The organism is Lishizhenia tianjinensis, assembly GCF_900116425.1.
Lineage (GTDB): Bacteria > Bacteroidota > Bacteroidia > Flavobacteriales_D > Crocinitomicaceae > Lishizhenia > Lishizhenia tianjinensis.
This window is the reverse complement of record NZ_FPAS01000002.1, coordinates 1-12783: the sequence shown is the minus strand read 5'-3', so window position 1 is coordinate 12783 and position 12783 is coordinate 1. Positions and strand designations below refer to the sequence as shown.

Sequence of the window (12783 nt, the reverse complement as noted above, 5' to 3'; positions counted from 1 at the left end):
GATAGCCCCTTGTTTTCCACTGCTTAATGTCTCCTAAACACTGTCTAACAACAATTAACAAATCACTGTTCTACAATAGGTTGCACAAGGTACAACACAAAGTTCAATTCTGAAAGTTTGATAATTATCAATGCTTGGAAGGCTAGGGGGGGTTGATTCAATAATTCAAGGATTCAATGATTCAATGATTTGAAAATTTGACACTCACTAAAGTTTGTTATTTGAAGGATTTCAGGAATTCATCTCTCGTTTTCGCTCGAGAACCTGTTATCGTTTATCTGCCGGATTTTCGACAATTCAAACATTTCAAACCAAACCTTTATAGGTGTCTAGAAATCTAGACATCTAGCTTCTAACAAATTAATTCTGCGGTCTTAATTCTTAAATCTCAATTAAGCTTCCTATTTTTGCACCCACAATAAAAAAGTAAATATGGCTTCTATTGAAACTTACGATTTTCAAAACAAAAAAGCACTTGTACGTGTAGACTTTAATGTTCCTTTAGATAAGGAGACTTTTGAGATAACTGATGACACGAGAATGCGTGCAGCGTTACCTACAATTAACCACATCTTAAACAATGGTGGTGCAGTGGTATTGATGTCGCACTTGGGTAGACCAAATGGTCCGGAAGAGAAGTTCTCTTTAAAACACATCGTTGCGCATTTGTCTACTTTATTAAACAAGGAAGTGAAATTTGTAAGTGACTGTATAGGAGCTGAAGCTGAGGCAGTAACTGCAAACTTGCAAGCTGGAGAAGTTGCGTTGTTAGAAAACTTACGTTTTTACAAGCACGAAACTACAGGAACTGAAAGCTTTGCTGAGCAATTGGCTGCGCACGGAGATGTATACGTAAACGATGCTTTCGGAACGGCTCACAGAGCACACGCAAGTACGGCTATTATTGCCAAGTTCTTCCCGAATGATAAAATGTTTGGTTTCTTATTAGCAGGAGAAATTGAAAGCGTTGAGAAAGTATTGAACTCAACTGAAAAACCATTAACTGCAATTGTTGGTGGAGCGAAGGTTAGTTCTAAAATCACCATTATTGAGCGTTTGCTGGATAAAGTAGACAACTTGATTATTGGTGGAGGAATGGCCTACACATTTGTAAAAGCTCAAGGTGGTGAAGTAGGTAACTCTTTAATAGAAGATGATTATTTAGATACAGCTCGCAACATTATTTCTGAAGCAAAAAACAAAGGGGTTAACATTTGTATTCCTACAGATACGATTATTGCTGATGCGTTTGACAACAATGCAAACACACAAGATGTGGATATCAATGCAATTCCTGCAGGATGGATGGGATTAGATATCGCTAAAAACTCTATGGAAGAATTCGCGAAAGTGATCGAAGCTTCTAAGTTGATTTTATGGAACGGACCTATGGGTGTTTTCGAAATGGAAAACTTCCAAGCAGGTACGGTTGCTGTTGCTAATGCTATTGTTAAAGCGACTGAAAACGGAGCTTTCTCTTTAGTAGGTGGTGGAGATTCTGTTGCTGCAGTGAACAAGTTTAACTTGGCAGATAAAGTTTCTTACGTTTCTACAGGTGGTGGAGCTATGTTGGAATACTTGGAAGGAAAAGTGTTGCCAGGAATTGCAGCCATTAACAACTAAGCACTTTCGTTTAAAATTCAGCGGGATGAAGTAGACTTCAAAAGCTTGTGTTTTAAACTTTGTATATAGAATTGAAAGAAGTCGTGTCTATTTTTAGGCGCGACTTTTTTTATGGGTGAGAAAACTAAACCACTTACTTGTACGTTATTAGCAAAAACCACGCAAGATGATACTCGACTCTACATACACAACCAAAGACGAAGAAAAGTTAATTCGCGCTAAAGTGGGAAAGCCTATTTCTATTTTAAAGCGTTTACAACTTGGTGGTATAGGATCTTACAAAATGACGGTGGTTTCTTTCTCCAACGGCTTTAAGATTTTGCGTAAAAACAACGATTCTTTAACGGCCAACATAGAACTACGTCCCAAAGGTATACTCGTACACCTCAACCAAAGAGGTACACGCTATACTTGGGTAATTGCCTATCATCACTTGGCTATTTTTAGTTCAGAAACCTACAACATACATGCAGCGGGTGAATTTCTAAAATTTGAAAAAAACAAAGCCTTTGGCATCAACGAAAAGTTTTTAAACCGCATGTTACAAGAGAAGCAGAAGCAATTGTCGTACTAATTGACATGGTACTGCTCTACGACCACTTTAAAGTTTTGTAATTTGAAGGTAGATTGTCCTTTGTTCCAGATGTAAATCTTGATGCTTTTCACCTCTCCCAACAAATCTATCATCTCTCGTGAAACTTCAATGTGCTTTTGGCCATTTCTCCCCTCTTTGTAGTATTCATAGAAAGGTAGTGCCACATAATTTATCGTTTCCTCGTTCTCATCCCTCCCGTCGAACACCAACAGTACGTCATTCCAATCTGCATTTTCAGCAAGGGTTTTATCCGCCGTACATCGAATAAAAAATCTGTCGTAAGATCTATCTTCAGGATACACAAACAAGGCCCCTCCACCATACGTTCTTTCAGGTGTAAAAGTCAATTCTCTACCTCCTTCTATGGGCAAATCTGTAGTTGCTATGCAGGTACCGAAAGGTTTACAACTTCTCGGGAAATAGTACTTTTTCACACCTTCTGTATGCTCCACATTAAAAAGGGTGCGCACATACAACTCAGGGGTCAACCTACTGGGTGCAAGATCGTGTCTAACTTGGTAGAGACGAAAGCAAAACATCACTGCCATTAGAGAAAGAACTCCTATCACTAGTTTTCTGCGTTTGACGTTTTGCAAGAGAAAAACCATAGGTGGAGCAAAAAATACCATCTGCTCGGTAAACACCCTATGCCCCCAACTTCCGCCGTAATCCCAGCACCACCAAGAGGCTGTTAAATACACCAAAATAAAGAAGTAAAAAACCCAAGCCAAAGGCATCCAAGTATATCCCTTTTTATAGGCAAAATATAATCCCATCAAGCTAAACAAGGTCATGGGAATATGCACAAACAAGCCCGTTCTAAAACTAAACAGCGTGTTGATGATTTCTGGCGACCCAAAATTGAAACCTTCTCCTTGGTAAGACCAATTAAAAATTGCGCCGGTTTGCAAATAATTTAAGGTGAATAGAATTAAAATGCATGCGGTAAATCCAAGTGTGGCCAGTAATAAATGAAGGTTCTTTAAGGTGAAAATACCCATGAAAAACTGTAGGATATTTTCTTTCTGTATCATCAGTAAGGGCAAGGCAAAAACAATCAAAACATTCGTCGGACGAATCAAGAAAATCATCCCTAATGTCAAGCCCAAAAGCAAGGCATTTTTAGGTGTTTGTTTTTCTACATACACCCTTGCCAACAAGGCAAATAAACTCATCATCGTAAAGGAGTACTGATGTGAAAAACTGGGGTGAAAAACGATTTGGTAAAACACATTGGTTCCAAAGAAAATGAGCAAACTGCTTAAAATCACGTAGCGCTTGTTTTCGAAACTCTTCAACAAGAAACGCTTTAAGAAAATAAAGCCCAAAAAACCGTAAAAAATGGAACCCAAATGGAAAAAGAAAATGGGAAGTATCCCGTAACTATTACCTTCAGCGATGAGGCTTTCTAAGGCGTAACCCAGGGTGTAAAAGGGCAGCTGTAATACCGCCACTCCCGGGTAATATTTATCAAACAGCACCCCTTCCGCATTCTGATGTAAGTAGTGTCTCCCATTGAACTCTGGTAAACTCGCTTCATCCTGCGTCGATTTCTCCCAGGTCAAATCTTGGTGGGCAACTATGGCGGGTAAATACGCAAAATAACCTTGACCATCAGAACGAACCACAGCACTTCTGTAATAACCGTCTTTCGGATTAAAAGAAACCAGCATCAACAGAAGTAATACGAATAGTACCAGGAATTCCGACCAAAATCTTTTCAAAGTGTTCATCGATTGGGTTTAAGTGCTTAAATATAGAAAATCATTCTAGTTATTATTTCATTCACACTCTATACTCACACTGAGCACTGTCCTTGCTGTCCTTGTTTGATTTTCGTTCTAGCACAACTTTCGTAAAAAAACATACTCCTGGCGCTTTTAGAAATCCTTCAAATTGTTATTTTCGTTTCCCTTGTTGACCGCCCAAAAGCACACAACATAGTAAAGGCAAAGCGCAAAAGGTTTAGAAATCGGTTGCGAATAGGCCCACGTGATAAAATTCGGGACAGGCGTTTCACTACAAAAGCTATCGGCCCTCCCGACTAAAGTACGGGACGAGTTGAAGCTTCCCGACTAAAGTGCGGGACAGGCATTTCGCCACAGGCCTACAAAAAGGCCCTGTAGCTTCCCGACTAAAGTGCGGGACAGGCGTTTCGCCGGGCCCAGAAAAAGGCCCTGTAGCTCAATTGAATAGAGCATTGGATTTCGGCTCCAACGGTTGGGGGTTTGAATCCCTCCAGGGTCACAAAACAGTTTGGAGTGTGAGTATGGAGTCTTGAGACGACATACTTGCACGAAAAAGTGTTTTGTCCCTCTAGACTCACACTCTGACTCACACCAAAATTTCCTTTTGGATAAGATGGATAGATTTGGTTCCTATTATTTTAAAATCAGTTCCCCTTGTGTACTAAAAAACTGAACCTTATATGAACTCATTCTTTAAGAGAATTACAATGTAATATGTTGTCTTCAAAATGGAGCGTATTATTCTTCTTAGATTTATTTATCGCAATCAACTATTTACTAACAAATTTCAAACTTTCAATTCTTGTAAAATTAAAATTTTGATCCTCACTACTAGCAGGATATTCATTTCTATTGCAATTATTAGATATAAATTCAAAGAAAAATTTTTCTAATTGCTCTCCTCCCTTCTTTAACAATCCCGATTGTAGAAAAAAGAGTAATACAATTCTTTCCAACAATAAAACAGCTCCCTTTTCAGAGTCACCATCATAATTTTCGTTTGATATAAGATAATTGTATTTGAAAAATTTCTCAACCCTACTTTTTTCAACCGGAATAACACCGATATACTCTCGTTTATCCTTACAAAAATACAGTGATATATAGTATGTATAACCCTTTGCAAATACCTTAGGATTATTCATCAATACAAAATCGTTCAACTCAGCTTCAAAAGCATTAATTAATTTCCTATTTACTTTAATTCTGTTCGAAAAATCGTCGCTTAATAATCTTATTTCTATCACTTATTTACTTTTTAAATTTTCGAAAATTTCGCCTCTTGGGTTGTTACCAACTTATATTCGATCAAATCTGACAATTCATAGAATACTCTTAAAACCAAGTTCACAGTACTACATCCGGTATTTCCGGCCACAAGGGTGAAAAGAAATAAGTGTTTGGTTTTAAAACACCTCAAATAGCTCGGGTGAAACAAAACAAACAAGCTAAAAAACATTAGAGTTATAAGTAAGGCGAGAAGGAGTTGAATTAAAATCACCCCCTAAAAATACAAATTAAGATGTACGCTTAACTCCCTCTCCATCTCACCCAGTTTTTCCTTATTTTTAAGCTATGAAACTGAGAATGGAAAGTTTAAATACGGGCTTTGGATCGAATACCAACAATGAAGGAACGCGACTTCTGAATAAAGATGGCTCGTTTAATACGGAGAAGGCGGGTTTGAGCTTTTTTCAACGCTTTAGTCTCTTTCATTATTTAATCAATACTTCTTGGTTGACTTTCTTTAGTATTATGTTGTTGGGATACATCCTGGTCAACATTGTATTTGCGCTTGTTTATATGTTCTTGGGCACTGAAGGAATTTCTGGCACCTATGAAAATGGTGGATGGAATGAATTTTTAGACGCCTTCTTTTTTAGTTCACAAACCTTAACAACCGTGGGTTATGGCGCTATGAGTCCGGAAACTAAAAGCATAGCTTTGGTCTCTTCTTTTGAATCTTTCCTAGGCTTATCGGGCTTTGCCTTAGCAACGGGACTCCTCTACGGAAGATTCTCCAAACCCAAGGCTAAATTGATGTTTAGTGAAAATGCCTTGATTGCACCTTATAAGGAAGGCTACGGTTTGATGATACGCGTGGCCAATCAGCGAGACAGTCAACTTATCAATTTAAAGGCAAAACTGGCTTTTTCCATGGTCCATAAGGAGAAAAGAGAATTCTACTTCTTACCCTTGGAAATGGATATGATTAATCTCTTGGCCTCGAGTTGGACCATTGTTCATCCTATAGACGATAACAGTCCGCTGAAAAACATGAGTCCGAACGACATGCAAAACATAGACATGGAAGTCCTACTATTTCTAGAAGGCTACGACGAAACCTATGCCCAAAGCATACATTCGCGCACCTCATTCAAGGGATCAGAAATCCTTTTCAACAAGAAATTCAAACGCATTTTGGGCAAGAGTAAAAATGGTAAAGCCAGGGTGGAGTTGGATCAGTTGAGCAGTGTGGAGGAGGTTGTTTGAGGAAGATTTAGGAATTTATATAGCAACTGTTGATGTGAATTTGACAATCATGTTCGCTCTGCAGAATTCACTTAATCTTATTAATAATGGGAACTCCACCTTTTTTAAACCTCACTTTTATAACATGTCCAGATTCTACTCATTCCCAGCCCCAAATCGTTCTTCTTGTTCGGACATTTGTTCCACGGGTCAGCATAGCCAATTTAACTTTCTTACTCTTTTTTAAGCTCCCATAGTAAGCTTTAGAAACCTCCAACAATAAAGAGCTCAATATTTGAACTTTTCCTCCTTTTGCTACTAAAACCAAGCCTGAATCATATTTGTTGAACGCACCAAAATCAAAGAAATGAGTGCCTAAATAGATTTTATCCAAGGTCTCCGAATTTAGAACACTATCTTCATAACCATAAGGTCCAACACCAAATTCTCCCAACCCACGAAATTAATACAACTCACCGCCCAATGTGTCTTTCACATAATTAACTTGTACAAAAAGTTTCACACTCAAAAGAGTATCAGACAACACTTTGATTTCATTTGAGTCTATAAAAACATCATCGGGAGCATTAATAGCCGTTTTGGCGTTTCTTCCTTTCTCGATATATGCTGCATTGAGGTAGCTTTCTATTTTCTTTTGGGAGACTTGAGCCGCTCCTATAAAATTGAAAGCAAGAGCGATAGATAGTAAATTTATTCTCATATGTTTTGATTTAGCTGTGTTCGAAAATTATGGGCTATTTCTTTTGGGCTATTTAAAAGAAATCAAAGCTAGTCACTTTCTTAGGAAAAGAAATTATTTCTGTTATCCGTTCTATTTTTGTTTATTCCTTTGGTTTTCAGACAGGGGTTTCTCCCCTTTTCCGGGGTGGAATAAGCACTTATTTTCGAAAGCAATAGGAAGGGTTAAATTTTTAGTTGAAAAGAGTGTCTATTTGACGCGAAGGAAAAAAGCCCCAATTGGCAACTTCATTCTTTCCCCTTTCTAAATTTGGGGACAACAGTAACTCCCTTTATTTTTTGAAATCGACAAAAACTCAACCCAACTTTTTTAGTTTATTTCTTAGTAAAACGTAACCTAAAAGGAGCTTTCAACGAAAAAGATGATAAGGCCAATTTATTTCTCAAAATACGAGCATTTTAATTTGTTTGAGAAAAATAGAGTCAATTTAAAACTGCATTCCTAGTTAATGAAAAAATCACACCCTACCACATCGTTATTTTCTTCGTTGATTTTCGCTTAAAATATCATTTTAAACCCTCGATTTAAAAAAAGTTGATATTTTTTTTCACATTTTTATGTTAATAAATCTTTAACTCAAAATTTCATTTTTGTTAAATAAAACACCAATGTTTACTAAGAACATATCAACTAAAAAAATAATTACACCCCTCTTTTCCAACTAATTACATCGTTGGTGACGACCCTAAATCTGTTGTGTAATTAAAAAACTTGACTTACCTTCATATCAACTTTTACAATTGGATTATACACAAACGGCACTTGGTGTTTGAATTTTTGACCCTACCAAAAAATAAAATTCACCTACCATCTTCATACCGTGATCAACACGCACTTTTTGTTTGTATGTAAGACAATAAAACTTACTTGCTATGAAACGAACGAAACCTTTTACAGGTTCCGTTGCTAAACCTCGTCTCCTCTATTTTTTGGGGATGTTAACAGCAATGCTGAACCTAAACGTAATGGCCCAGTCATTACCCGAATGTGACGCAACCGTACCCCACTTCACGGTTGATCTCTCCGAATACCCCGACAGTACCTATGTTTCTCCTCTAGTGACTAGAGATGGACAATGTTGTGGAGAAGCGTCTAATATCAATTTCATCTCTTTCTATGCCACGTTACACCCAAATGTAGCCGCGGTGGAAATAGGAATTGCGGACGGAGCCAACCCCTCTGGTTCAGGAGTTTATCACTTCATCAACGGGGGTGACACAACAATATTGGGAACCTGTGATACCACAGCACCTGCGGGTCAAGCCGTGTGTATCCCACCCTACATTCCAGGGCCGAATTATAAAATTGCCTTTGGTAAACCGGGAAATAACTCTAACACTTTTTTCCTAAGACAAGTGTTAAAACCAACTTTCCCCAATGACGATTCAACTCGTGTTGGTTGTATCTTACCGGTCAACATTTTCGGTTTAGAAAACATTACTATTTCCGCAATCAACTCATCGGATGGAAATACAAACCTTGCTCTCTACGATTCTTACTTGAGTTGTTTGGATTGTAGCTCACCAGAGTTTGCACCCCTTGCCGGAGCACCTGATTGGATAGATTATGTAATTGCAGGAAGTCAGCAGGTTTCAACAGATTGTGGAACGTATCAAACCATGGATACCGTAAGACTGTATACATTCGATGCCTTAACAGCGTCTTACGCGCCCAATCCAGCAGAAATTTGTGCAGGAGGAAGTGTTGAAGTTACAGCTTCGGCTTCTGGAGGTTTCGGATCTTTTACCATAGATTGGGTAGATGATCAAAACGACACGTTAGCGACTGCCCCTTCATACATATTCGATACGCAAGGTTCTTACACGGCAAAAATTAGTGATGCTTTATTCACATCTACTTGTCCTTCCTTTAATTTACCTGTTTCCATTATCGAGAGTCAACCTCCCACAGTTGATGCAGGTGAGAACCAAATCTTATGTGCAACAAGTCCGAGTGCTTTCCTAGAAGGAAATTCCACCAATACAACTTCCATTTTGTGGTCGGGTGGTTCAGGAACTTTTGACCCTAACAATACCACCATTACAACCACCTACACACCTACTGCAGCGGAAATAAATGCAGGAAGTGTTAAACTCTACTTAGAATCTACAGGAGCCGGAGGAGGATGTATCAACACAATGGATTCTGTAGTAATTCGTTTTTCTGATACCCTTAAGGCAAATCCAAACTATGCACCCATAGCCTGTATTGATGGAACAACCACTTTACATGCAGGTGCTTCTGGAGGAATACTTCCTTACACCTATGCCTGGTCAACAGGAACTGCTGCTGCTTCGATTATTGCTTCTGGAGGAACCTATAGTGTGATTGTTACCGACTCTATTGGTTGTTCGGTAGAGAGCGCTATACAAGTAATAGAACCCACGGCATTACAACTCTCGCTTTCAAGTACAAACACCAGTACAGATGCTACTTGTGATGGTACAGCTTCCGTTGTGATTACAGGTGGAACAGCACCCTACACACAAGTTTGGTCAAACGGAGATTTAACCTTAACGGCAGACTCTCTTTGTTATGGAATTGCTACGGTTACTGTTACCGACGCAAACGGATGTACTTCAACTGGAAGTGTTGTAGTTAACAACCCCACTTGTTCAGGATTACAAGTAACGGCAAGTAATACGCACTTAGAGTGTTTTGGAGATGCGGATGCAGAGGCAACAGCCTTTGTTACAGGAGGTACACCTCCTTATCTTTATTCATGGAACACCTCTCCAGTACAAACCACCCCAAGCGTAACCAATTTAAGCTCTGGAACTTACACCGTTACAGTGGCTGATGACAACGGCTGTATTGACATCGCTAGCGTTGATGTATTTCAACCAAGTCAGATAACCAATACAATTACACATACAGATCCATCGTCTATAGGTGGAACAGACGGGGATGCAACTGCAAACCCAGCCGGTGGTACCCCTGGATATACGTACACGTGGACCCCATCTGGACAAACTACACAAACCGCAACAAACCTTGGAGCTGATATTTACTATGTAGAGATATTAGATGCCAACTCTTGTGTGAAAGAAGATAGTGTTCAGATCAACGAGCCTCCTTGTCAAAATTTCAAAATAAGCGTACTTACACAAAATATCACGTGTTACGGATTAACAAATGGAGGTGCAACTTTAATCGTTTCTCAAGGTACTGCTCCCTACTCCATTGCTTGGTCAAGCGGTGAAATAGACGTAACCAACGTAAGTGGTTTAGCTGCGGGTGATTATGATGTGACCATCACAGATGCACAAGGTTGTACAACCTTTAAGACCTTTAACATTGCCCAACCTGAACAGCTTTCTATCGCACTCGTTCCTACCAATTCAGTATGTTTTGGCGATGACAACGCAACGATAGATTTAACCGTTCAGGGTGGAGTTTTCCCTTACACATACAACTGGACTACCGGTGGTTCACCAGTAGCGCAAACGCAGGATTTGGTTTTATTATCGCCAAACACTTACGTTATCGAAGTAACTGATGCTAACGGTTGTACACTAGAAGACAGCACAGGCGTTGAGGAACCAGAGAAGTTAGTATCCACTTTTGATTTTGGAAACATTACGTGTAGAGATAGTGATGATGGATTTATAGACGTTACTACGACTGGAGGAATTTTGCCTTACGGTTATTCTTGGACAGGTCCAAATGGATTTACAAGTAACCAAGAAGATGTATCTTCTCTTGATATCGGTTTATATGAAGTAGAAATTACAGACGGAAATGGTTGTACACTTGGAACCAAATTACAAAGTTTCATCAATGAACCAGACAGCGTAATTATCGAAACGATCATCATTGATTGTCCGGTACCCGGTGAAGCAACAACATTAGTAACCATAGATTCTATCTCAGGTGGAGCTCTTGGCAGCTACCGTGTTTCCTTTGACAATGGTAATACTTATCAAGCTTATGGTGATTACTCAGCCCAACTTGGCGTTGACGCTTCTTATAACTTATACGCCTTAGACAGCAATGGATGTACTACTCCATTACCTACCCCAATTGATATTGATAGCAACGTCGCTATTCAAGATGTAAGTTTTGACCCTTGTGTTCCTGAAGGAACTACTCATATCAATGTTACCGTTACGCCAACAGGTGGTGACGGAGGACCGTATGAGGTGTCTTCAGATGGAGGAACTACTTACAACCCTGCTGGAAATTACGTGATTTCATTAGCAGTTGACAATACCTACAACATAGTAATAAGAGACCAGAACGGATGTGAATCAACCGCTTGGCCTATTACCATCGCCCCTCCTTTTATAGCTAAACCCACATTAACAGGAGAGGTAAGTTGTCCGGATGAAAGTGACGGAGTCGTTGATCTTGCCATAAGTGGCGGAACAACGCCTTACGTCATTTCTTGGACAGGTCCAAACGGATTTACAAGTGCTATGGAAGACCTAACAGGACTAGTTGCAGGAATGTACTACGTAACAGTTACAGACGATAGTAATTGTGTGGTAATGGATTCTGTACTTGTTACAACAACGCCAGATGTTACTCCTCCTACGATTACTTACTGTCCAGCTAACTTAAACATTAGTACCAACAACGATTGTTACTACATGAATTCAGGAACTGGATTAGATGCAACAGCAACAGATAATTGTTTGGTTGCTTCCATTGTTTATACTTTAAGCGGTGCAACAACTGGTTCAGGAACAACTTTAGATGGAGTAAACTTCAACCTAGACACTACCCTTGTAACATGGGTAATTACAGATGGTTCTGGTAATACCGATACATGTTATGTGGAGGTAATCATTACAGATGACACAAAACCTTCAATCGTAAATTGTGGACTTGGAGATCAAAATGTATTTACACCGAACAATGATTGTATTTACACTGTTGGCGATGATTCATGGGATGCTGAGGCTATCGACAATTGTACGGTAAGTTCTATATCTTACATATTAACAGGCGCTACAACTGGAACTGGAGTTTCTTTAAGCGGTGTTGATTTTAACCTCGGAACAACTTTTGTGAAATGGATAGCTGTTGATACGGTTGGAAATTTAGATTCTTGTACCTACGAGGTGTCTGTATTCGACAATATAGATCCTACTATCACTTGTTTAACTTCCAACCCCGCCGTGGTTGTAGACGCGGGTGAGTGTAATTACACACACACCAATAACTTATGGGATGCAAAAGCCTTCGATAATTGTACGGTAGTATCGCTTACTTACGAGCTTAGTGGTGCAACCATTGGATCCGGCGATACTTTGAATGGCCAAGAGTTCAACTTAGGTACTACTACAGTGACTTGGACGGCAGTTGATACTGCAGGAAATGAAGTAAGCTGTAACTACGATGTAATTGTTACCGATGATCAAGATCCAGAAATCACTTGTTTAACAACTAATCCTGAGGTGGTAGCTGACGCGGGAGTGTGTACTTTCGAGCAAACTACGGACGCTTGGGATGCAAATGCAGATGATAACTGTTCGGTAGTTAGTTTAACTTTCGAATTAACTGGTGCTACACTTGGTTCAGGTACGACTTTACTGGGTCAAGAGTTCAACTTAGGTACTACTACAGTGACTTGGACGGCA

The 12783-nt window shown here is 39.3% G+C and carries 8 protein-coding genes and 1 tRNA gene; 5 read left to right on the top strand and 4 right to left on the bottom strand.

Annotation, left to right across the window (positions count from 1 at the left end; translation table 11 throughout):
* Positions 1 to 432 precede the first annotated feature (432 nt).
* Positions 433 to 1623 (top strand): phosphoglycerate kinase, encoded by a 1191-nt coding sequence (locus BM327_RS06855; protein WP_090247634.1) that lies wholly within the window; start codon positions 433 to 435, stop codon positions 1621 to 1623.
* 166 nt (positions 1624 to 1789) lie between these two features.
* Positions 1790 to 2197, top strand: coding sequence for a hypothetical protein (locus BM327_RS06850; protein WP_090247633.1), 408 nt, complete (start codon positions 1790 to 1792; stop codon positions 2195 to 2197).
* Here the strand turns inward: BM327_RS06850 and BM327_RS06845 are convergent.
* The gene (locus BM327_RS06845; protein WP_090247632.1) at positions 2194 to 3951 is read right to left on the bottom strand and encodes a glycosyltransferase family protein; all 1758 of its coding nucleotides are present in this window, start codon (positions 3949 to 3951) and stop codon (positions 2194 to 2196) included. The two genes, BM327_RS06850 and BM327_RS06845, sit on opposite strands and share 4 nt — an antisense overlap.
* Before the next feature lie 440 nt (positions 3952 to 4391).
* Here BM327_RS06845 and BM327_RS06840 point away from each other — a divergent pair.
* Positions 4392 to 4465: transfer RNA gene (locus tag BM327_RS06840), tRNA-Arg, on the top strand.
* A gap of 271 nt (positions 4466 to 4736) precedes the next feature.
* Here BM327_RS06840 and BM327_RS06835 read toward each other — a convergent pair.
* Positions 4737 to 5213, bottom strand: coding sequence for a hypothetical protein (locus BM327_RS06835; RefSeq protein WP_090247631.1), 477 nt, complete (start codon positions 5211 to 5213; stop codon positions 4737 to 4739).
* 328 nt (positions 5214 to 5541) lie between these two features.
* Between BM327_RS06835 and BM327_RS06825 the strand changes: the two genes are divergently transcribed.
* Positions 5542 to 6459, top strand: a complete 918-nt coding sequence (locus BM327_RS06825; protein ID WP_090247629.1) for an ion channel — start codon at positions 5542 to 5544, stop codon at positions 6457 to 6459.
* Between the two features lie 139 nt (positions 6460 to 6598).
* Here the strand turns inward: BM327_RS06825 and BM327_RS06820 are convergent, their stop codons facing one another.
* Positions 6599 to 6892, bottom strand: a complete 294-nt coding sequence (locus BM327_RS06820; protein WP_090247628.1) for a hypothetical protein — start codon at positions 6890 to 6892, stop codon at positions 6599 to 6601.
* 9 nt (positions 6893 to 6901) lie between these two features.
* Positions 6902 to 7159, bottom strand: a complete 258-nt coding sequence (locus tag BM327_RS06815) for a hypothetical protein (RefSeq protein WP_090247627.1) — start codon at positions 7157 to 7159, stop codon at positions 6902 to 6904.
* A 911-nt stretch (positions 7160 to 8070) separates the two neighbouring features.
* Here BM327_RS06815 and BM327_RS06810 point away from each other — a divergent pair.
* The coding region (locus BM327_RS06810; RefSeq protein WP_139230286.1) for a SprB repeat-containing protein at positions 8071 to 12783 on the top strand (4713 nt) is incomplete at its 3' end.